Here is a 19,614-nt window from a genome sequence, read left to right as displayed (position 1 = left end):
AACGCAACCGCGATCGACCCGCGAGCGTCACGATCGGTCGCCGGGCGGTGCCGCGCTGGACATCAGCGACGACCGCGTCCACCTGCGCCGCTGGCATGGGCGGCCGCGGCGCGGCCGAGCGCGGGAGCCCGAGGATGGACGACGACACGCTGGAGCTGGAGGTGCACGACCTGGTGGCGCAGGTGCTCACCGGCATCTACTCGGAGGAGACGCACCTGCCGCAGCCGCTCCGGATCTCGCTCACCGTGCTGCTCGACGCCGCGGCGCGCTACGCCCCGGACACGCCGCTGGGCGCGTCGAAGAACTACCTCGACCTGCGCCACGCCGCGACCGACGCGCTCGCCACCGCGGGTCACTTCACCCTCATCGAGGCGGTGGCCGACCATATCGCCGAGACCCTGTTCCTGCAGGATCGGCGCGTGCGCCGGGTGAAGGTGAAGATCGTCAAGCTCGCCATCGCCGAGGCCGGCGAGTCGATCGGGATCACCCTGGTCCGGCACCGGGGCTGATCGAGGTCGCATTCGTCCCATTTCGGCACGGGCCGAGCTGCTCGACGACGAAGCGATAGTCCGCCTCCGCTTGGGTGGCGTCGTCGGGCTCGAGCGAGGCGGTGGCCCGCTCGGGAAGCGCCGCGGGCAGCGCGCAGGCGAGCCGATACCACAGCAATGTGTCGCGTCGCGGTGTCGCGGCGGCATCGTCGATGATCTCGGTGAGCGCGACCGAGTAGCGCGGCTGCTCGCCCGGGCGGCGCAGGACCGACAGCGCCGCGGGGCGATTGTCCTCGGTGGTCAGGAAGATCTGCGTCTCACCCTCGCCGGGCAGCGCGCCCGGCACGTGGAAGGCGCTGCGCACCCCGGTGATGATCGGCGGCGCGTCGGGCGCGGTGGCCTCCCGGGCGATCTGGCGCGCGAGCGAGTCGATCGCGGGGCTCCAGTCGCGCTGCGCCTCGGGCGTGACGAGCTGGACCTGATCGGGGCGCCCGGCGACCGGGCGGGCGAAGGCGAGCACCCGGCGCTTCTTCAGGTTGGGCGCGCGGCCGCGCCAATCGGGCGCGGCGTCGACCACCCAGCCCACGCGCTGCGGGATCGCGACGGTACCGCGCACGAGCGTGCCGACATCGGCCTCGACGTAGAAGCGCGTGTGCCCGGGCGCCAGACCGGCAGCCTCGTCGCCCTTGATCTTCGACGCCGAGCGAATCGTCGCGTCGATGATCAGCGGGCTCTGCACCACCAGGTCGGCGAGCGCGGCATAGTCGACCGCGACCGCCGCCGCGGCCGGCGCGGGCGCCTGAGCGGCCAGCGACGAGGGCGCCAGCGCGGGGAGGACGAGCGCGGCGGCGAGCAGCGCAAAGGGGGCTCGCCTCGCGGGTCGATTCTGGCGTAGGATCATGGTCGCTGGGTACGTGAACCTGTCTGAACGATACAGAAATAAATCTGTCGCCGTTCGATTGTACGTTTGTTGCGCCCGACAAAGCGTTTGCGTCCCCAAAAGGGGCGCGATAGGACTCGACGGTCTGTGGCCTGCCCCCGGGGATGCTACGGAACGGTTAACAACCCGGGCCGGATCCGCTCCGGCCACCCAAGGGCCGCAGGATGAGGGAGTTTCGTTGCTGAATGGCCTATTCTGACCAGAAGATGAGCGGAGGTAAGATCGGCGCGCTGGTGATCGTCGCGCTGATCCACATCGCTCTCGGCTATGCCTTCGTTACCGGCCTCGCGACAAATTTCGTCAAGAAGCAGGTTGAGAAGCTGAACACGTTCGACGTCGAGGAGCCACCGCCCCCGCCGCCGGACGAGCCGCCGCCCCCGCCGCCCGACGTGCCGATGACGCCGCCGCCGGTGGTGTCGCCGCCGCCGATCGTGCAGAACCCGAACCCGCCGCCCGTGACGGTCGCGACGGTCCCGACTCCGCCGCCGGTCTACGTGCCGACGACGGTCGTCGCGCCGCCCGCGCCCCCGGCGCCGCCCGCGCCCCCGGCGCCGGCGGTGAGCAAGGCGGCCGGTCTGAAGGGTAACCCCGGCCAGTTCTTCGGCGCCGACAACTACCCGCCCTCGGCGATCCGCGCCGGTGAGCAGGGGCGTGTCGTCGCCAAGCTGACGGTCGGCACGGACGGTCGAGTGAGCGACTGTGCGGTGACGACGTCGAGCAACTCCTCGGCGCTCGATCAGGCGACCTGCCGTATTGCCAAGGCCCGCGTGCGTTTCTCGCCCGCGCAAGATGCTGCCGGCAACCCGATCGCGTCCAGCTACACCCTTCCGGTGCGCTGGGTGCTTCCGGAGAATTGATCCGCGTGAAGATGGCGGCGCGGACGCGTCTGCCGACAACATTTTGGCTTAAGGAAGACGAAGAATGATCATCAACATCCTCGCCGCGGGTGGGACCGCGGCAGCCGAGAACCAGTTCGGCCTGCAGCAGGCGCTCAAGGAAGGCGGCATCATCTCGCAGTCGGTGTTCACCATCCTGGTGATCATGTCGGTGGTGTCCTTCTACATCCTGTTCTCCAAGCTGTTCGAGCAGCAGAAGATCATCAACCAGGCGAAGCGCGTGCGCTCGAACTTCTGGACCAGCAACTCGCTGCGCGAGGGTTCGGCCAAGCTCGACAAGAACTCGGCTTACAAGCAGCTGGTCGACGACGGCCTGGCCGCGCAGGAGCAGCACTCGAAGCTGACCGATCCGATCGAGGCGCACGACTGGCTGCACGGCTCGCTGGCGCGTTCGGAGGCCGCGATCAACTCGAAGCTCGGCGGCGGTCTGGCGTTCCTGGCGACCGTGGGCGCGACGTCGCCGTTCATCGGTCTGTTCGGTACCGTCGTCGGCATCTACCGCGCGCTCATCAAGATCGGCGCGTCGGGCGATCCCTCGATCGACAAGGTCGCGGGTCCGGTCGGTGAGGCGCTCATCATGACGGCACTCGGCCTCGTCGTCGCCGTGCCGGCGGTGCTGGCGTACAACTGGCTGCAGCGCCGCAACAAGTCGATCTCGGAGGACCTGTCGGCCTTCTCGAACGACGTGCTCGGCTTCCTGGCCTCGAACGGCGCGGTTCGCCCGTCGATCGGCGCGACGACCGCCACCGCCAAGGCGCCGGTCAAGCCGACTGCGGCGACCACGACCGCCGGGCAGACCGGTGGCGTGCAGACCCGCCCGTAAGGCGGAGGGATAAGCGAGGCCGCCGCTGCGGCGGCCTCGTCGATCACCTGCCGCCGCATCGACGTCGCGCCAAGCGGCTTGTCGCGGCGGAACGAGAGAATAGGATAGCCTGATGGCGATGAGCGTTGGCGGGGACTCCGCTGAAAAACCGATGTCGGACATCAACACGACGCCCCTCGTGGACGTCATGCTGGTGCTCCTCATCATCTTCCTGATCGCGGTCCCGGTCGCGATCCAGACGGTCAAGGGCATCAAGCTCCCCAACGTCCGGTTCGACCCGACCACGACCAAGCCAGAGAACGTCTCGCTGTCGGTCACCACGGCGGACGGCGCCTGCAAGGTCTATTGGGGCGTGACCCCGGTGACCCACCAGGAGCTGCTCGATCGCGCCGTGGCCAAGCTGAAGACCGAGATCGATCGGCAGGGCGGGGCGGGCAACCCCGACCTCGAGCTCCCCGAGGCGCACGTGCGCGCGGACGTCAACACGGACTGGCGCTGTGTGGCGGGGACGATCTACAACATGCAGATGGCCGGCTTCGCGAAGGTCGGGTTCATCTCGCAGCCCAAGACCGGCGATGCCGGCTGAGGCCGAGGGACAGGAGTAGCTGACATGGCAATGAGTGCAGGCCGCGACGACGGCGAGCCGATGATGGAGATGAACACGACGCCGCTGATCGACGTCATGCTCGTGCTCCTCATCATGTTCATCATCACCCTCCCGGTTCCGACGCACGCGGTGAAGGTCGACCTGCCGGTCAACGACCCCAACCAGCGCAAGCCCCCGGTCGACCCGGTCAAGAACAAGATCGCGATCGACGCGGCGGGCAACGTCACCTGGAACGGTACGCCGGTGAACGCGACGGTGCTGCGCCAGTATCTCGACCAGTCGGCGGCGATGACCCCGGAGCCCGAGCTGCAGTTCCAGCCCGACCCGGCGACACGCTACTCGGTGGTCGACCAGACGCTGGCCGACATCAAGCGCTCGAACATCACCAAGCTGGGTTTCGTCGGCAACGAGCAGTTCTACAAAGAGTTCTGAGCCAGACGCCGGCAGAAGTGACAGCGCAGACGTGATAGGGCGGTCCCGCGGGGCCGCCCTTTCTATTCGTAGCGGGGGGGGCACCAGGCGCCGGGGGGTGAGAGACGGCCGATCAGGCCGAGCGGCGCACCGCGACGAGCTCGCGCGACGGGGCAGCGGCCGGCTCGTCGAGGCGGAAGCGGTCGACGCGCTCGGTCATCGTGCGCACCACGCAGTCGAGCCGCCCCACCGCCTCGGTCGTCTCCTGCGCCGTCGCGACATTATCCGGCGTGGTCCCACCCATCTCCGCGACCGCGTCGTTGACCTGCTGCAGTCCGATCGACTGCTCTCGCGACGCGCGCGAGATCGCGGCGACGAGCTCGGCCGGCCCACCACCGGTTTGACCGATCAGGTCGCGCGGGCGGTCTGACGGTGATCATCGGGATCGGCTGACCCATCATCGCGATCTCTGCGGAGAGCCCAACCCTTCACGCTGCCCGTTGCGCATATGTCAGAAAAGTGACATCCTTACGTCACAAAAGCGTAACCTAAACGTTACGCTGGGGCAGAGTAGGAGGAAGGTCATGCGCATCTCGGGATGGACGATCGCCTTGGCACTGACGACGATCGCGGCGGCGCCCGCGGCGGCCAAGGATCGCGTCGGTTATCAGGCGATCTCGTCGGGCAGCCTCGCTCAGGCGGAGCAGACGATCGACGCGGAACGCGTTATCTTCCCCAACCGCCCGGAACTGATGCTCAATCTCGCGGCGGTCTACGCGCGCACAGGGCGTGCCAGCCAGGCGCGCTCGCTATACAGCCGAGTGCTCGACCAGGCGCCTGTCACGATGGATCTGGCAGACGGCAGCGTGCAGTCGTCGCACCTGTTGGCGCAGCGCGGCCTCTCGCGTCTCCAGGCGACGATGGCATCGCGCTGACGCGCACGTCCACGGCTCGCGACTGTGGCTCGATGGTAACGGCAGTAATATCGTTGCCACAGTCGACGGTGTTGCCGGATGCCGGCGGGTCGCCGTCTCGAGACACCGTGGTCCGCCGGACGATCGATGCGGGAGGTGGGTGCCCCGCGTGCCGGCCCCCGTGGCGGGCATTCGTCACAGCGGTGTGTCGGTGTCCGCCAGGATCCCCGCGTCGGTGGTCGCGCCCGCGGTGACCAGCGCGCGCCCGCGCACGAAATCGCGCGCGGCATTGACGCAGTCGAGCGCGATCACGCGGCCCGCGCGGCGGTAGACGACACTGAAGCGGCGGGTCGCGGGCGCGCCCCGCACGATCGCCTCGTCGTGGCCGGCCGAGAGGCCGACGGTCTGTAGGCGCAGGTCGTACTGGTTCGACCAGAACCACGGTACCGCGGCATAGGGCTCGTCGGCGCCGGTGAGATGCTTGGCCACGGTCGTGGCCTGATCGGTGGCGTTCTGCACCGACTCGATCCGCACCAGCGCGTCCTCCGCGAAAGGGTTGTGGTGCGCGGCGCAGTCGCCGACGGCGTAGACGTCGGGCAGGCTGGTGCGGCAGAGCGCGTCGACGGTGACGCCGTCGCCGCCCTCTGCCCCAGCGGCGAGCAGCGGGGCCACCGCGGGCACGATGCCGATGCCGACGATCACCATCTCCGCCGCGACGTGGCCGCCGTCGCCGAGCCGCACCCCCGCGGCCCTGCCGTCATCCGCCACGATCGAGTCCACCTCCACGCCGAGCCGCACGTCGACTCCCCGCGCGCGATGCTCGGCGGCATAGAAGTCGGCGAGCGGGGCGCCGGCGACGCGCGCGAGCAGTCGCCCCCGCGCCTCGATCACGGTGACGTGGCGGCCGAGCCCGGTCAGCACCGCCGCCGCCTCCAGCCCGACATAGCCGCCGCCGACCACCGCGACTCGCCCCACGCGCGGCAGCTCGGCGACCATGCGGTCGACGTCGGCGCGGCAGCGCACGGTGTGGACGCCGCCCAGATCGTGACCCTGGCAGGCGAGCCGGCGCGCGTCGCCGCCCGCCGCCCAGATCAGCCGCGCGTAGCCGATCGCGCGACCGTCTCCGAACGTCACCTGATGGGCCTGCGGCTCGACCGCCACCACCGTCCGTCCGAGCAGCAGCGTCACGTCGCGCTCGCGCCAGAACGCGGCCGGGCGGAGCAGCATCCGCTCGAACGCGCGCTCGCCCGCGAGATATTCCTTGGAGAGCGGCGGGCGCTCGTAGGGCAGCTCGGGCTCCGTGCCGACCAGGGCGATGCTGCCCGCGTAGCCGCGCTGGCGCAGCGCCGCGGCCGCGGCCGCGCCGCCGTGTCCGGCGCCGACGATCACCACGTCGTACCGCTCGCTCCCATCCACGTACCGCCTCCTCGCTCGCCGCCGCCCCGCATGCGCGATCGCGCGCGCGCGTGGCAAGCGCGCGTTGCGCGCCGCGCCGCCCGGGTGCTAGCCGCGGCGGGTGACCACGCCCCGACCATCGCCCGACCCGATCCCGACGCGCACGCAGCGGCTCCGCGCCGCCACCGACGTCGCGCATCGACGGCTCGACGAGTCGGTGATGGCGCTCGACCCGTTCGGCGACCGCGGCCGCTACGCGCGGCTGCTCGCGATCCACCGCGACTTCCACGCGCTGGTCGCGCCGCTCTACGCCGCGCCGAGCCTCGCCGCGCTGATCCCCGAGCTCGCCGAGCGCGCGCGGCTGACGGCGGTGGAGCAGGACGCGGCCGATCTCCACGTGCCGCTCGCCCCGGCGCCCGCCCCGCGCTTCGTCGCCGACGTGCCCGACCGCGGCACGGCGCTCGGCTGGCTCTACGTCGCCGAGGGGTCCAATCTCGGCGCCGCGATCCTGCTCAAGGCCGCGATGATGCTGGGGTTGGGGCCGAGCTTCGGCGCGCGCCACCTCGCCGGCCACGCCGACGGGCGCGCGCGCCACTGGCGCAGCTTCACCGCCGCGGTGGACAACGTCGCGCTCTCGCCCGACGAGGAGGCACGCGCCGTCGCGGGCGCGCGCGAGGCGTTCGACACGGTCGCCGCGCTGGTCCGACACCATTCGAAGTAACGCAGCGTTTCCGTCCGCCGCGCTTGCCAGCACCCACTCGCGCCGCCACCTCGAGCCGGAAGCGATGCGCCAGCGGCGCGGGAGAAGCACATGAAGAAGATCGGTTTCCTGTCGTTCGGCCACTGGTCGCCGACGGCGCAGTCGGCGACGCGCTCGGCCAGCGACGTGCTGCTCCAGTCGATCGAGCTCGCCGAGGCCGCCGAGCAGCTCGGCGTCGATGGTGCGTACTATCGCGTGCACCATTTCGCGCGTCAGCTCGCCTCGCCGTTCCCGCTGCTCGCCGCGGTGGGTGCGCGCACGAGGCGGATCGAGATCGGCACCGGCGTGATCGACATGCGCTACGAGAACCCTTTCTACATGGCCGAGGATTCGGGTGCGGCCGACCTGATCGCGGGCGGACGGCTCCAGCTCGGCATCAGCCGGGGCTCGCCCGAGCAGGTGATCGAGGGCTGGCGTCATTTCGGCTACGCGCCGGCGGAGGGCGAGAGTGACGCCGACATGGGGCGCCGCCACGCCGAGGTCTATCTCGAGCTGCTCGCGGGCGAGGGCTTCGCCCAGCCCAACCCGCGGCCGATGTTCCCCAACCCGCCGGGCCTGCTGCGGCTCGAGCCGCACGCGCCCGGGCTGCGGCGGCGGATCTGGTGGGGCTCGGCCTCCGACTCGACCGCGGTCTGGGCGGCGCGGCAGGGGATGAACCTGCAGAGCTCGACGCTGAAGAAGGACGAGGGCGGCGAGCCCTTCCACGTCCAGCAGGCGCGGCAGATCCGCGCCTATCGCGCGGCCTGGGCCGAGGCCGGGCACGACTGGGCGCCGCGCGTATCCGTCTCGCGCTCGATCTTCGCGCTCGTCGACGATCGCGACCGCGCCTATTTCGGGCGGTCCGACGGTGAGGACCAGGTCGGCGTGATCGACTCGATGCGCGCGGTGTTCGGGCGCTCCTACGCCGCCGAGCCCGACCGGCTGGTCGAGCAGCTGCGCGCCGACGAGGCGATCGCCGCGGCGGACACGCTGCTGCTGACCGTCCCCAACCAGCTCGGCGTCGACTATAACGCGCACGTGCTCGAGGCGATCATGACCCATGTCGCGCCGGCACTCGGCTGGCGCTGACCCGCCGCGGCGAGCCGCTCGCACCGCGCCGGCTTGACCGGCACGGCGCGGTGCGGGATAGCGTCAGGGTCGACGTGGGAGAGACCGGGGCAGACCCGGCACCGAAGGAGCAACCGCCCCGGAAACTCTCAGGTACCAGGACCCGCCGACGCCAACATCTGGAGAGAGGCGCGCCCACGCGCCCGCCGACGGGATAGCGATCTCAGGCGCAAGGGACAGAGGGGCACGAGGCCGCGCGGAGCGGCCGGGGAGAGTGCGTGCCGATCGATCCCGAGATAGTGCCGCTGGATCGCGGCGCGACCCGCCCGATCAGCGTGGCGGAGCTGTTCACGATCGGCGTCGGCCCGTCGAGCTCGCACACGGTCGGGCCGATGCGCGCCGCGCACGATTTCGCCGAGCGCGCGATCGCGGGCGAACGCGCGCCGTGCCACGTGCGCTGCGACCTGTACGGCTCGCTCGCGCTGACCGGGCGCGGCCATGCCACCGACACTGCCACGCTGCTGGGGCTCGCCGGCTGGCTGCCCGAGCGGCTCGACCCGGACGCCGCGCCGACGATCGTCGCCTCGGTGCGGGAGACCCGGCGGCTGCGGCTCGGCGGCGCGCGCGCGATCGGCTTCGACGCCGACGCCGACCTCGTCTTCCACCCGCGCACCTTCCTGCCGCAGCACCCCAACGGCCTGCGGTTCACCGCGACCTATGACGACGGCGCGACGCTGGAGGAGACCTATTTCTCGATCGGCGGCGGGGCGATCCTCCGGCTCGACGCGCCGCCGACGACGCACAATGTGGCGGTGGCCCATCCCTTCTCCTCGGCGGCCGAGCTGCTCGCGCGCTGCGACGAGGCGGGGCTCAGCATCGGCGCGCTCGTCCGCGCCAACGAGGAGGCGTGGCGCTCCCCCGCGGAGAGCGACGCCTTCCTCGACTCGGTGCGCGACGCGATGAGCGCGTGCATCGATCGCGGCATCGCGCAGGAGGGCGTGCTGCCGGGCGGGCTGCGCGTGCGCCGTCGCGCGCGCGCGCTGCACGAGTCGCTGTCGCGCTGCGGGCCCGAGCATCGTCCGGCCGCGGTGTTCGAGTGGGTCAGCCTGTGGGCGATCGCGGTGAACGAGGAGAATGCGGCGGGCGGCCGCGTCGTCACCGCGCCCACCAACGGCGCGGCGGGGGTGCTGCCCGCGGTGCTGCGCTTCTACGAGGTGCTGGTGCCCGGCGCGACGCGCGCGGGCGCGCGCCACTTCCTCTACACCGCCGCGGCGATCGGCATGTTGTACAAGAAACGTGCCTCGATCTCGGCCGCCGAGATGGGCTGCCAGGGGGAGGTGGGGGTGGCCTGCTCGATGGCGGCGGGCGCGCTCGCCTCGGTGCTGGGCGGCACCGACCGGCAGGTCGAGAATGCCGCCGAGATCGGGATGGAGCACAATCTCGGGCTCACCTGCGACCCGATCGCGGGGCTCGTCCAGATCCCGTGCATCGAGCGCAACACGATGGGCGCGGTGAAGGCGATCAACGCGGCCTATCTCGCGCTGCGCGGTGACGGCAGCCATGTCGTCAGCCTCGACGCGGTGATCGAGACGATGCGCCAGACCGGCGAGGACATGCGCAGCCAGTATAAGGAGACCAGCCTCGGCGGCCTCGCGGTCAACGTGGTGGAGTGCTGAGCGGGTGACCGTGGTGTAAACCGGGAGGCGAACCGCTCCACGGGCTCTCGCGGAAATGGCGGAGAAGGTGGTCGGGGAGACAGGATTCGAACCTGCGACATCCTGCTCCCAAAGCAGGCGCGCTACCAGACTGCGCCACTCCCCGACGCGGCTGCCGGCCTAGTCGCCGCGATGCGGCGGCGCAAGCGCGGCCGGACAAGCGAAGGGGCACCCGCGGGTGCCCCTGGCCGATCCCGTCGCCTCACAGGCTCCCGCGCTCAGCGCGTCGCCGGTTCGGCCGCGACGTTGCCGGTATCGCCAGCATCGTCGCCGAAGTTCGTCTCAGCACCCGCCAGCATCGCCGCGGCACTGTCGTTGGCGGCGGCCTCGGCCATCGCCTCGAGATTGTCGGCGCGGCGCTCGAGCGCGTCGGCCATCATCTCGGCATTGTTCCCGATCGAGGCGGGTTCGGGGCTGCGGTCGCACGCGGTGGCGCCGAGCGGCGCGACGGCGGCGAGCAGCGGAAGCAGCGAGCGCCTCATCCTCCCGAACCCGACCCGCCCGATCACATGTTGTGCGTGGCGTCCTCGCCGGCGTCGCGGACGTTGTCGGCGGCCGAGTGGATGTTCTCGGCGACGGCCTCGGCATTGTCCTCGGCGAACGGGTTGGCGGTGGTGTTCGACATGTCGGCGACGTTGCTCGCGAGCGCGTCCATGTTGTCCGCCATCATGTCGGCGTTGTTCTCGACCGCGGCGGCCTCCGGCGACTTCGAGCAGGCGGCGACCGACATCAGCGACGCGGCGGCGGCGACGAGCAGGATCTTCTTCATCTGAATGCTCCCAAGCATCATAAAACCATTCGCGGCCGACCCCAACGCCGTCGCGAACGCCCGCCATACCCTACCGCCGCGGGGGGTCAATAAGCAAAATTCATCTCTCCGAAAGGTTGCGACGAACGGTGATGCCCGCCGCTGCCCCTGGCGCTCACGGCCGCGGCACCGCGCCGATCTCCTCCGGCGCGTCGGCGACGACGGCGAGCATCGTCGTCCAGGCCGCGACATTCTGGCGCAGCTGCTCGGGGTCGACCCGCTCGAGCGTGTCGTCGGGCGTGTGGTGCGTGTCGAAATAGCGCAGGCCCGACTGGTTGAGGTCGACCCCGGCGACACCGGTGGCGATCGTCGCCGCGATGTCGGTGCCGTCGCCCGCCTTGCCGGCGCCGCGCACGATGCCGAGCGGCGCGAGCGCGCTGGCGAGCCGGTCACCCACCGCCGCCGCGCTCTCGGGCAGCGTCGTCTCGAACCGCCACACGCGGTCGGCGCCGAAGTCGCTCTCCGCCGCGATGGCGTGGCGCTCCTTGCCGTGGCGCTCGGCATAGGCTGCACCGCCGAGCCCGCCGACCTCCTCCGCGCCGAACCACACCACGCGGATCGTGCGGCGTGGCCGGTGACCGCTGTCCAGGATCCGCTTGGCCGCGGCGGCGGTGATCGCGACCCCGCTGGCGTCGTCGATCGCGCCGGTGGCGAGGTCCCAGCTGTCGAGATGCCCGCCGACCAGCACGATCCCCGCGCCCGGATCGGTGCCGGGCACCTCCGCGATGACGTTGCCCGACTGGCTCGGCCCGGGCGAGCGCGGGGTGAGCAGCAGGTGCATCCGGATCGGCTGGCCGCGCTTCGCCATGCGCTCGATCAGCGTGGCGTCGGGCACCGACAGCGCCGCGGCGGGGATCGGCCGCACGCCCTCGGGGAAGTCGGTGGTGCCGGTATGCGGCAGGCGGTGCATGTCGGTGCCGATCGAGCGGATCACGATCGCCGCCGCGCCCTTGCTCGCCGCCACGCCGGGTCCGTTGAAGCGCGCCACGCCGTTGGCGCCATAGCCCGAGCCGTCCTGCGTCGGCTGCATGCTGTTGCCGACATAGGCGATCTTGCCCTTGAGCGAGCCCGCCGGCGCGGCCGCCAGGTCGCCGTAGCTGGGGAACACCACCAGCTCGGCGGTCATCCCCTTGGGCGGCGTCGCGGCGGAGTGGCCGAGCGCGACCAGCTTCAGCTTCTGCGGGAAGGGCGCGACGATCTCGGCCTCCTCCTCGCCGCGCAGCCACAGGGGCATGGTGAAGGGCTCCGCGCGGACGTTGCTGAAGCCGAGGGCGGTCAGTCGTCTCACCGCCCAGTCGCGCGCGCGCGCCTCGGCGTCGGTCGCGGCGAGGCGTTGGCCGACCTCGGTGGTGAGCCCCTCGACCAGATCATAGGCGAGATCGTCCTTCAGCGCGGCGTCGCGCAGCGCCGCCACCTCGGGCGCCACCGGCGCGGGCGCGCGCGGCACCGCATGCTGCGCCGCGGCCGGCGCGGCGAGGGCGGCCAGGGTGGCGAGGGCGCTCGAGGCGAGCGCGGCGATCCGGAGCGGGAGACGGTTCATGGACCGCGGCGTAATCAAGCGCGCGCAATTTGCCAACGCGTCGCCGCGCGCTTACATGCGCGCCACCTTATTTCCGTCGCACCCAGCCCATGGAGCAGCGCGCCAGATGGCCGTCCAGTACACCTATGTCATGAAAGGTCTGACCAAGACCTTCCCGGGCGCGAACAAGCCCGTGCTCAACAACATCCATCTGCAGTTCATCCCTTCGGCGAAGATCGCGATCATCGGCCCCAACGGTGCCGGCAAATCGACCCTGATGAAGATCATGGCGGGGATGGACCCGGACTTCACCGGCGAGGCCTGGGCCGCCGAGGGCGTGCGCGTCGGCTATCTCGCGCAGGAGCCGCAGCTCGATCCCAGCAAGGACGTGATCGGCAACGTCAAGGACGGCGTCCGCCCGATCGCGGACCTGGTCGATCGCTTCAACGCCATCTCGGCCGAGATGGGCGATCCCCAGGACGACACCGACTTCGACGCGCTGATGGAGGAGATGGGCGAGCTCCAGGGCAAGATCGACGCGGTCGACGGCTGGACGCTCGACAACCAGCTCGAGGTAGCGATGGAGGCACTGCGCTGCCCGCCGGGGGACGCCGACGTCACCAAGCTGTCGGGGGGCGAGCGTCGCCGCGTCGCGCTCTGCCGGCTGCTGCTCGAGAAGCCCGACATCCTGCTGCTCGACGAGCCGACCAACCACCTCGACGCCGAGAGCGTGTCGTGGCTCGAGAACTTCCTCAAGGAATATGCGGGCAACGTCATCCTCGTCACCCACGACCGCTACTTCCTCGACAATGTCGTCAACTGGGTGCTCGAGCTCGACCGCGGGCGCTACTACACCTATGAGAGCAACTACTCGGGCTATCTCGAGAAGAAGGCCAAGCGGCTCGAGCAGGAGGAGCGCGAGGAGGCGGGCAAGCAGAAGGCGATCGCCGACGAGCTCGCCTGGATGCGCCAGACCCCCAAGGCCCGCCAGACCAAGAGCAAGGCGCGTATCCGCGCCTTCGACGAGCTGATGGCGAAGCAGGAGAACCGCGTCGCCGGCAAGGCGCAGATCCTGATCCAGCTGCCCGAGCGGCTCGGCGGCAAGGTGATCGAGGCCAAGGGGCTGAGCAAGTCCTACGGCGACCGCCTGCTGTTCGAGAACCTCGACTTCATGCTGCCGCCGGGCGGGATCGTCGGCGTCATCGGGCCCAACGGCGCGGGCAAGTCGACCCTGTTCAAGCTGATCACCGGGCAGGAGCAGCCCGACGCCGGCACGATCGAGGTCGGCTCGACGGTGAAGCTCGGCTATGTCGACCAGAGCCGAGACGACCTCGATCCCGACAAGAATGTCTGGCAGGAGATCTCGGACGAGCTGGAGGTCTTCCGCTTCGGCAAGCAGGAGCTGGGCACCCGCGCCTATGTCGGCGCGTTCAACTTCCGCGGGCCCGATCAGCAGAAGAAGGTCGGCCAGCTCTCGGGCGGTGAGCGCAACCGCGTCCACATGGCCAAGATGCTCAAGGAAGGCGGCAACGTCCTGCTGCTCGACGAGCCGACCAACGACCTGGACGTCGAGACGCTGCGCGCGCTGGAGGAGGCACTGGAGACCTTCGCGGGCTGCGCGGTGGTGATCAGCCACGACCGCTTCTTCCTCGACCGCCTCTGCACCCACATCCTCGCCTTCGAGGGCAACAGCCACGTCGAGTGGTTCGAGGGCAATTACGAGAGCTACGAGGAGGACAAGCGCCGCCGCATGGGCGAGGCCGCCGACCGGCCGACGCGGCTCGCGTACAAGAAGCTGACCCGCTGAGGGCAGGGGAGCGGCGCGGGGCGGTGCTCGCCGCATCGTCGCGCCGCTCTCCCTCTTCCCCTTCCCGCCGCGCATGCCCTAGCGCTGCGCGGATGGACCGCCCCAATTACATCACACCGGCCGGCTATGCCGCGCTGCGCGCCGAGTACGACCAGCTCTTCGCCACCGAGCGCCCCGCGCTGGTCGAGACGATCGCCTGGGCCGCGGGCAACGGCGACCGCTCCGAGAACGGCGACTATATCTACGGCCGCAAGCGGCTGCGCGAGATCGACCGGCGGCTCGGCTGGCTGTCGAAACGGATGAAGGCGGCCAAGGTGGTCGACCCGGCGCGGCAGCCCGACCGCGCGCGCGTCTGGTTCGGCGCCACCGTGACGATCGTCGACGAGGACGACCGCGAGCGCGTGCTCACGCTCGTCGGCGACGACGAGGCCGATGCCGGGGCGGGCCGCGTCGGCTGGAACGCGCCGCTGGCGCGCGCGCTGCGCGGCGCCGCGGTGGGCGACCTGCGCCGCGTCCATCTGCCCGCGGGCGAGCGCGACTATGAGATCGTGGCGGTCTCCTATCCCCCCGGCTGAGGAACGGTCCCCCTCGCTACGCCGTTGATCCTGAAGCAAGGAGAGTGACGATGGCGAGCGAGAACCCGCGCACCGAGAGCGCGCGCGACCATGACGACAAGCCCGTGATCGAGGGCATGATCCCCGGCGGCGCCGCGGTGCCGAGCAGCGGCGGCGGGGCGCTGGCGCGCGAGGTCGGCAGCGCCGCGGACCTCGGCCAGGTCGACGATCCCGACGGCAAGGTACGCGCGACCAAGCAGGACGATATCGACGCCGGCGTGGCGTCTCGCAGCGACAGGGAGTGAGCCGGGTTCCGGGCTAGGTCGGGTCGGTCCCGCGTCGCGCGCCGCCGCTTGATCGCGGAGGGGCGCGCGGCCCGACGCGTCTCTAAAAGGTGTTGGCGCGATCGCGACGGACGAGACGTCGGACCCTCATAACCGTTGACCTGCGTCGCCGCACCGCCGATGCAGCGCCATGGCCGCCGACGACCTCCCCACCCGCAACATCGCGCTGCTGATCGACGCCGACAACGCGTCCTGGCACGCGCTCGACCCGGTGCTCACCGCGCTCGCCGAGTTCGGCAGCGTCAACGTCCGCCGCGTCTACGGCAATTGGGTCAAGGAGGCGCTCAAGGGCTGGCGCGACATGACCGTCAAACATGGGATCGAGCCGCAGCAGCAGTTCGACCTCACGCGGGGCAAGAACGCCACCGACATGAAGATGACGATCGACGCGATGGACCTGCTCCACCGCGGTCGCGTCGACGCCTTCGGGATCATGTCGTCGGACAGCGACTTCATGCCGCTCGCCACGCGGATCCGGCAGGACGGGCTGGACGTCTACGGCTTCGGCAACAGCAACACGCCCGAGGGCTTTCGCAACGCCTGCACGCGCTTCATCGACGTCAACGCGCTGCTCGAGACGACCAAGCCCAAGCGCGCGCGGCGCGTCGAGGTGCCGTTCGACCAGTCGGTGCCGCCCGCGATCGGCGCCGCCTCGGCCGCGCGCTCGAACGGCACGGTCGACGATCCCGAGCTGCTCCACCTGCTCCACGACGCCTATGAGTCGCTCAAGCAGGACAAGGACGGCTTCGTCGGCCTCTCCGCGCTGGGGCAGCGCGCCGCCAACCGCTCGAGCTTCGACGTGCGCAACTATGGGTACAAGCGGCTCTCCGACCTGGTCGACGCGATCCCCTCGATCGACGTCGATCGCCGGGAGAACCACGTCTACGTGCGCTGGAAGGACTGATCTCGTGACCCGACGCCTCGCCTCCCTCGCCGCGCTCGCCCTGGTCGCGGCGCCCGCGCACGCGCAGACCGCGCCCAAGGCCGACCCGAAGCGCCTCTCCGCCGACGTGCACACCCTCGCTGCGCCCGACTTCGGCGGCCGCGCGCCGGGGACCCCGGGCGAGCAGCGGACGCTCGGCTGGCTCGTCGCGCGCTTCAAGGCGCTCGGGCTCGCGCCGGCAGGACCCGACGGCCAATACCTCCAGCGGGTGCCGCTGATCCACACTCGCGTCGCGCCCGCGGCCGCGATGCGCGTCGGTAACATGACGCTGACGCAGGGCAAGGAAGTGGCGGTCACCAGCGTGCGCCCCGCCGAGACCATCGCGATCAAGGACTCCCCGCTGGTCTTCGTCGGCTATGGCGTGCGCGCGCCCGAGGCCGGATGGGACGACTTCAAGGGGATGGACCTGCGCGGCAAGACGCTGGTCTTCCTCGTCAACGATCCCGACTTCGAGGCGCAGCCCAGCGACGACGCCAAGGGCCGGTTCGGCGATCGCCGGATGACCTATTACGGGCGCTGGACCTACAAGTTCGAGGAGGCCGCGCGGCAGGGCGCCGCCGCGGCGCTGATCATCCACGACACCGCCGGCGCGGGCTACCCCTGGTCGACGGTCAACGCCTCCAACGGCGAGAATTACGACATCGTCCGCGGCGCGAACGACCCGCGCGTGCCGCTGCAGGGCTGGATCGAGCATGACGCCGCCGAGCGCCTCTTCGCCGCCGCCGGGCTCGACCTCGCCGCGCTGCGGGTGAAGGCACGCTCGTCGTCGTTCCGCCCGGTGGCGATGGGCAGGAGCTTCTCCGCCGCCGCGACGGTGAAGGTGGAGCGGATCACCAGCGCCAACGTGCTCGCCAAGATCCCCGGCCGCACCCGCCCCGGCGAGTCGGTGATGTTCGCGGCGCACTGGGACGCCTATGGCGACGGGCCGCCCGACGCGAGCGGGCGCACGCTCCGCCCCGGCGCCAACGACGACGCGCTCGGCACCGCCGGGGTGGTCGAATTGGCGCGACTGTTCAAGGCGGGGCCCGCGCCCGAGCGCTCGCTCGTCTTCGCACTATGGACCGGCGAGGAGCGCGGGCTGCTCGGCTCCGAATATTACGCGACTCACCCGACCATGCCGCTCGCCACCACCGCGGCCAACCTGACGCTCGACATCCTGCAGACCGCGGGGCCGGCCAAGGACGTGGTGCTGGTCGGCCCCGGCCAGTCGACGCTCGACCCGCTGCTGGCCGCGGCGGCGCGCGCGCAGGGGCGGACGATCACGCCCGAGACGTTCAGCGAGCGCGGCCTGTTCTATCGTGCCGACCATTTCTCCACGGTGCGGCGCGGCGTGCCCGCGCTGCTGCTGATGGCGCTGGGCGGCGCGCCCGACCTGGCGCAGGGCGGTCGGACCGCCGGGCAGACGTGGCTCGACGAGTATATGGCCTGCTACCACAAGACCTGCGACAGCTGGGATGCGCGCTGGGACTTGCGCGGCGCGGCGATGGACGTCGACCTCTTCCACGCGGTCGGGTCGCGGCTGGCGCGGCCCGGCGTCTGGCCGAGCTGGAGCGCGGGCAGCGAGTTCGCCGCCACCCGCGATAAGAGCGCCGCCGCGCGCAAGTGATCGGCGCGCCCCGTCCGACCCGCCGCCGGCGGGTCGGGTGGCACCTCAGCCGCCGCGGCTGCGCCCCAGGTACCAGCTCAGGTTGTTGGGCCCGCGGCTGCGCGCCCGCGGCGGGTTCATCAGGTCGTACACCACCGCGTTCTCGAGCACGCGCTGCACGTAGTTGCGCGTCTCCGAGTACGGGATCGCCTCGACCCAGTCGACCATGTCGACCCCGCCGGTGCGCGGGTCGCCGTTGGCGCGAAGCCATTTGTTCACGTTGCCCGGTCCCGCGTTATAGGCCGCGATCGCCAGCGGGTAGCTGCCGTACAGCCCGAAGATGCGCTGGAAATAGCTGGAGCCGAGCTGGATGTTATAGCCCGTGTCGGTGACCAGCCGCCCGGCGTCGTAGGACAGGCCGAGCTTGCCCGCCTGCTCGCGCGCGGTGGCGGGCATCAGCTGCATCAGCCCGGATGCGCCGACGGGGCTGCGCGCGGTGCGGTCGAACTGGCTCTCCTGCCGCGCCACCGCGTGGATCATCGTCCACTGGTCCTCGTAGCCGCCCGGCACCGCCACGGTGGGGAAGCCGTTGGCGCTATATTCGGTCAGCCCGTTCTGCATCGCGCTGCGCCCGACCAGCACGCCGAGATCGGGGCGGCGTAGCTGGCGCGACAGCTCGTCGGCGAGATAATGGTCGGTGTCGCCCTTCGCGACCGCCGCGATCTGCTTCACGAACGCGGTCTGGTCCTGATACTGCCCGGTCTGGCCGAGGAACTGCGCGGCGCGGACGATCTCGCGCGCGTAGAAGGCCTGGCGCGCGGCCGGGTCGATCGCGGGCGTGGGCGGCGCGGGCGGGGCGGTGAGGCGGCGCCCGAGATGCTCGATCGCCAGCTGGCCGTGATATTGGTCGCGGTAGCCCGCGGCCCGCTCGAACAGCGCCTCGGTGTCGGGCTGCCGCGCCTTCTCGGCGGCGCGTGCCGCCCAGTAGAAGCCCTTGGCGCGCGTCTGCGGCGCCTGGCTGGCGCGACCGTAGCGCTCGAACATCGCGCGCGCGTCCGCGGCGCGGTTGAGCCGGGTCGCGGCCTGGCCGGCGAGCCACGCCAGCGAGGTGTAATCGTCGCGCTCGCCATAGCCCTTGGTCGAGACGTCGGTGCCCGGCGGGTAGGCGTCGTCGATCTGGCGCGCGATGTCATAGGCGGTCTGCCACTGGTTGTCGGCCGCCGCGGCGCGCGCGTTGACCAGCAGCACCTCGTAGAATTTCTCGACGTTGCCCGGGAGCGCCATGCCGCTGCGGCTCCGCGCCAGCCAGGAGCGCGCGCTGGGCGAAGCGCCCGCGTCGCGCAGCCACGTCGCCTTGTCCGCGATGTAACCCGGGTCGCGCGCGCCGATCGAGTCGCCGCCCGCGGCCAGCGACGAGGCCTCGGGCGAGTCGCTGCGGAAGGCGAGCCGCGCGGTGAACAGCGGTCGCGCCGCCGCGCTGGTGTAGGGCAGCACGCGCGCGGCGGCCGAGACGTTGCCCTGCCACAGCAGCGCGTCGAAGCGGCGGTCGTGGTCGGAGGAGGTGAGCGCCGCGCCGAACTGGCCGAGCACCGCCGCCTCGTCCTGCGCCGAGAGCGAGCCGAGCCGCCACGCGGTGCGCGCCGCCTCCTGCGCCTGGGCGCTCGCGCCGCCCGCCATATAGGCGCGCGCGCAGGCGACCCAGCCGGCGGCGGTCAGCGGCGCCCAGCGGCGGCAATAGGCCGCCACGCCCGCGGGCGCGACGTTCGGGTCGGACGCCTTGCGCTCCACCGCCCGGCGCATCGCCGCCTCGCCGGGCCAGCCGGGGTGTGCGGTGAGGAAGCTGACATAGCTGTCGAACGGCAGCGCGTCGGTCTGCTGGAGCACCTTCCACTGCGCCAGCGGCTGCGCCATGCCGGGGAGGGGTGCGGCCGGGCCGGGTGCCGGGGCCGGTGCACCCTGCGGCACCGAGACGCTACCATATTGTCCCGCCGCGAGGACCGCGGCGCCTGCTGCTGCTACGACGAAGATCAACGAACCTGCCTTCACTCTCTGACCGAC

Annotated in this window: 21 protein-coding genes, 1 tRNA gene and 1 riboswitch; of the genes, 14 read left to right on the top strand and 8 right to left on the bottom strand. The window is 71.3% G+C overall.

Annotated elements, in window-relative coordinates; genetic code table 11:
- Positions 1-134 precede the first annotated feature (134 nt).
- Complete coding sequence (locus tag KZ813_RS03815) at positions 135-509, top strand: dihydroneopterin aldolase (RefSeq protein ID WP_219753638.1); 375 nt, start codon at positions 135-137, stop codon at positions 507-509.
- Here the strand turns inward: KZ813_RS03815 and KZ813_RS03810 are convergent.
- The gene (locus KZ813_RS03810) at positions 484-1,389 is read right to left on the bottom strand and encodes a hypothetical protein (RefSeq protein WP_258046381.1); all 906 of its coding nucleotides are present in this window, start codon (positions 1,387-1,389) and stop codon (positions 484-486) included. The two genes, KZ813_RS03815 and KZ813_RS03810, sit on opposite strands and share 26 nt — an antisense overlap.
- Before the next feature lie 224 nt (positions 1,390-1,613).
- Here KZ813_RS03810 and KZ813_RS03805 point away from each other — a divergent pair, with 224 nt between their 5' ends.
- The 4 genes from KZ813_RS03805 to KZ813_RS03790 all read left to right on the top strand — a co-directional run bounded on the left by KZ813_RS03805 (position 1,614) and on the right by KZ813_RS03790 (position 4,186).
- Positions 1,614-2,285: an energy transducer TonB gene (locus KZ813_RS03805; RefSeq protein WP_219753637.1), complete on the top strand. Its 672-nt coding sequence runs from the start codon at positions 1,614-1,616 to the stop codon at positions 2,283-2,285.
- A 64-nt stretch (positions 2,286-2,349) separates the two neighbouring features.
- On the top strand, positions 2,350-3,147 hold the full coding sequence (locus tag KZ813_RS03800; protein WP_219753636.1) for a MotA/TolQ/ExbB proton channel family protein: 798 nt from the start codon (positions 2,350-2,352) through the stop codon (positions 3,145-3,147).
- A 112-nt stretch (positions 3,148-3,259) separates the two neighbouring features.
- A complete protein-coding gene (locus tag KZ813_RS03795; protein WP_219753635.1) occupies positions 3,260-3,733 on the top strand; it encodes an ExbD/TolR family protein in 474 nt (157 codons plus the stop codon).
- 24 nt (positions 3,734-3,757) lie between these two features.
- On the top strand, positions 3,758-4,186 hold the full coding sequence (locus KZ813_RS03790; protein WP_219753634.1) for an ExbD/TolR family protein: 429 nt from the start codon (positions 3,758-3,760) through the stop codon (positions 4,184-4,186).
- 112 nt (positions 4,187-4,298) lie between these two features.
- On the opposite strand, the gene KZ813_RS03785 is transcribed toward KZ813_RS03790, so the two are convergent.
- Positions 4,299-4,469 (bottom strand): hypothetical protein, encoded by a 171-nt coding sequence (locus KZ813_RS03785; protein WP_219753633.1) that lies wholly within the window; start codon positions 4,467-4,469, stop codon positions 4,299-4,301.
- 280 nt (positions 4,470-4,749) lie between these two features.
- Between KZ813_RS03785 and KZ813_RS03780 the strand changes: the two genes are divergently transcribed.
- The gene (locus KZ813_RS03780) at positions 4,750-5,100 is read left to right on the top strand and encodes a tetratricopeptide repeat protein (protein WP_219753632.1); all 351 of its coding nucleotides are present in this window, start codon (positions 4,750-4,752) and stop codon (positions 5,098-5,100) included.
- Positions 5,101-5,274: 174 nt separating this feature from the next.
- Here the strand turns inward: KZ813_RS03780 and KZ813_RS03775 are convergent, their stop codons facing one another.
- Complete coding sequence (locus tag KZ813_RS03775) at positions 5,275-6,495, bottom strand: NAD(P)/FAD-dependent oxidoreductase (protein ID WP_219753631.1); 1,221 nt, start codon at positions 6,493-6,495, stop codon at positions 5,275-5,277.
- Between the two features lie 100 nt (positions 6,496-6,595).
- Between KZ813_RS03775 and KZ813_RS03770 the strand changes: the two genes are divergently transcribed.
- The 3 genes from KZ813_RS03770 to KZ813_RS03760 all read left to right on the top strand — a co-directional run bounded on the left by KZ813_RS03770 (position 6,596) and on the right by KZ813_RS03760 (position 9,957).
- Complete coding sequence (locus tag KZ813_RS03770) at positions 6,596-7,195, top strand: biliverdin-producing heme oxygenase (RefSeq protein WP_219753630.1); 600 nt, start codon at positions 6,596-6,598, stop codon at positions 7,193-7,195.
- A 90-nt stretch (positions 7,196-7,285) separates the two neighbouring features.
- Complete coding sequence (locus tag KZ813_RS03765; RefSeq protein ID WP_219753629.1) at positions 7,286-8,302, top strand: LLM class flavin-dependent oxidoreductase; 1,017 nt, start codon at positions 7,286-7,288, stop codon at positions 8,300-8,302.
- A gap of 65 nt (positions 8,303-8,367) precedes the next feature.
- A riboswitch (glycine riboswitch) is annotated at positions 8,368-8,455 on the top strand.
- 104 nt (positions 8,456-8,559) lie between these two features.
- Positions 8,560-9,957, top strand: a complete 1,398-nt coding sequence (locus KZ813_RS03760) for an L-serine ammonia-lyase (RefSeq protein WP_219753628.1) — start codon at positions 8,560-8,562, stop codon at positions 9,955-9,957.
- A gap of 68 nt (positions 9,958-10,025) precedes the next feature.
- Here KZ813_RS03760 and KZ813_RS03755 read toward each other — a convergent pair.
- From KZ813_RS03755 to KZ813_RS03740, 4 genes are all read right to left on the bottom strand, one after another.
- Positions 10,026-10,102: transfer RNA gene (locus KZ813_RS03755), tRNA-Pro, on the bottom strand.
- 112 nt (positions 10,103-10,214) lie between these two features.
- Positions 10,215-10,478, bottom strand: coding sequence for a hypothetical protein (locus tag KZ813_RS03750; protein WP_219753627.1), 264 nt, complete (start codon positions 10,476-10,478; stop codon positions 10,215-10,217).
- Between the two features lie 23 nt (positions 10,479-10,501).
- Positions 10,502-10,765 (bottom strand): hypothetical protein, encoded by a 264-nt coding sequence (locus tag KZ813_RS03745; RefSeq protein ID WP_219753626.1) that lies wholly within the window; start codon positions 10,763-10,765, stop codon positions 10,502-10,504.
- Positions 10,766-10,919: 154 nt separating this feature from the next.
- The gene (locus KZ813_RS03740; RefSeq protein WP_219753625.1) at positions 10,920-12,344 is read right to left on the bottom strand and encodes a M20/M25/M40 family metallo-hydrolase; all 1,425 of its coding nucleotides are present in this window, start codon (positions 12,342-12,344) and stop codon (positions 10,920-10,922) included.
- A 106-nt stretch (positions 12,345-12,450) separates the two neighbouring features.
- Between KZ813_RS03740 and ettA the strand changes: the two genes are divergently transcribed.
- From ettA to KZ813_RS03715, 5 genes are all read left to right on the top strand, one after another.
- A complete protein-coding gene (gene ettA / locus KZ813_RS03735) occupies positions 12,451-14,130 on the top strand; it encodes an energy-dependent translational throttle protein EttA (RefSeq protein WP_219753624.1) in 1,680 nt (559 codons plus the stop codon).
- A 92-nt stretch (positions 14,131-14,222) separates the two neighbouring features.
- The gene (gene greB, locus KZ813_RS03730) at positions 14,223-14,705 is read left to right on the top strand and encodes a transcription elongation factor GreB (RefSeq protein ID WP_219753623.1); all 483 of its coding nucleotides are present in this window, start codon (positions 14,223-14,225) and stop codon (positions 14,703-14,705) included.
- 50 nt (positions 14,706-14,755) lie between these two features.
- A complete protein-coding gene (locus tag KZ813_RS03725) occupies positions 14,756-14,989 on the top strand; it encodes a hypothetical protein (RefSeq protein WP_219753622.1) in 234 nt (77 codons plus the stop codon).
- A 169-nt stretch (positions 14,990-15,158) separates the two neighbouring features.
- Complete coding sequence (locus KZ813_RS03720; RefSeq protein WP_219753621.1) at positions 15,159-15,932, top strand: NYN domain-containing protein; 774 nt, start codon at positions 15,159-15,161, stop codon at positions 15,930-15,932.
- Positions 15,933-15,936: 4 nt separating this feature from the next.
- Complete coding sequence (locus KZ813_RS03715) at positions 15,937-17,577, top strand: M28 family peptidase (protein ID WP_308461772.1); 1,641 nt, start codon at positions 15,937-15,939, stop codon at positions 17,575-17,577.
- Positions 17,578-17,622: 45 nt separating this feature from the next.
- Here the strand turns inward: KZ813_RS03715 and KZ813_RS03710 are convergent, their stop codons facing one another.
- A complete protein-coding gene (locus KZ813_RS03710) occupies positions 17,623-19,467 on the bottom strand; it encodes a lytic transglycosylase domain-containing protein (protein WP_219753842.1) in 1,845 nt (614 codons plus the stop codon).
- Positions 19,468-19,614: the final 147 nt, after the last annotated feature.

The organism is Sphingomonas folli, assembly GCF_019429525.1.
In the GTDB taxonomy this organism is placed as follows: Bacteria; Pseudomonadota; Alphaproteobacteria; order Sphingomonadales; family Sphingomonadaceae; genus Sphingomonas; species Sphingomonas folii.
Note: the sequence above shows the minus strand (reverse complement) of the source record. Positions and strands in the feature narration are given on the sequence as shown.

What these genes read in the sequence shown, in the direction of transcription:
- KZ813_RS03815 (WP_219753638.1), top strand. Translation starts at nt 135, where the DNA reads ATGGACGACGACACGCTGGAGCTGGAGGTGCACGACCTGGTGGCGCAG.
- KZ813_RS03810 (WP_258046381.1), bottom strand. Translation starts at nt 1,389, where the DNA reads ATGATCCTACGCCAGAATCGACCCGCGAGGCGAGCCCCCTTTGCGCTG.
- KZ813_RS03805 (WP_219753637.1), top strand. Translation starts at nt 1,614, where the DNA reads ATGGCCTATTCTGACCAGAAGATGAGCGGAGGTAAGATCGGCGCGCTG.
- KZ813_RS03800 (WP_219753636.1), top strand. Translation starts at nt 2,350, where the DNA reads ATGATCATCAACATCCTCGCCGCGGGTGGGACCGCGGCAGCCGAGAAC.
- KZ813_RS03795 (WP_219753635.1), top strand. Translation starts at nt 3,260, where the DNA reads ATGGCGATGAGCGTTGGCGGGGACTCCGCTGAAAAACCGATGTCGGAC.
- KZ813_RS03790 (WP_219753634.1), top strand. Translation starts at nt 3,758, where the DNA reads ATGGCAATGAGTGCAGGCCGCGACGACGGCGAGCCGATGATGGAGATG.
- KZ813_RS03785 (WP_219753633.1), bottom strand. Translation starts at nt 4,469, where the DNA reads ATGGGTGGGACCACGCCGGATAATGTCGCGACGGCGCAGGAGACGACC.
- KZ813_RS03780 (WP_219753632.1), top strand. Translation starts at nt 4,750, where the DNA reads ATGCGCATCTCGGGATGGACGATCGCCTTGGCACTGACGACGATCGCG.
- KZ813_RS03765 (WP_219753629.1), top strand. Translation starts at nt 7,286, where the DNA reads ATGAAGAAGATCGGTTTCCTGTCGTTCGGCCACTGGTCGCCGACGGCG.
- KZ813_RS03750 (WP_219753627.1), bottom strand. Translation starts at nt 10,478, where the DNA reads ATGAGGCGCTCGCTGCTTCCGCTGCTCGCCGCCGTCGCGCCGCTCGGC.
- KZ813_RS03745 (WP_219753626.1), bottom strand. Translation starts at nt 10,765, where the DNA reads ATGAAGAAGATCCTGCTCGTCGCCGCCGCCGCGTCGCTGATGTCGGTC.
- KZ813_RS03740 (WP_219753625.1), bottom strand. Translation starts at nt 12,344, where the DNA reads ATGAACCGTCTCCCGCTCCGGATCGCCGCGCTCGCCTCGAGCGCCCTC.
- ettA (WP_219753624.1), top strand. Translation starts at nt 12,451, where the DNA reads ATGGCCGTCCAGTACACCTATGTCATGAAAGGTCTGACCAAGACCTTC.
- greB (WP_219753623.1), top strand. Translation starts at nt 14,223, where the DNA reads ATGGACCGCCCCAATTACATCACACCGGCCGGCTATGCCGCGCTGCGC.
- KZ813_RS03725 (WP_219753622.1), top strand. Translation starts at nt 14,756, where the DNA reads ATGGCGAGCGAGAACCCGCGCACCGAGAGCGCGCGCGACCATGACGAC.
- KZ813_RS03720 (WP_219753621.1), top strand. Translation starts at nt 15,159, where the DNA reads ATGGCCGCCGACGACCTCCCCACCCGCAACATCGCGCTGCTGATCGAC.
- KZ813_RS03710 (WP_219753842.1), bottom strand. Translation starts at nt 19,467, where the DNA reads ATGGCGCAGCCGCTGGCGCAGTGGAAGGTGCTCCAGCAGACCGACGCG.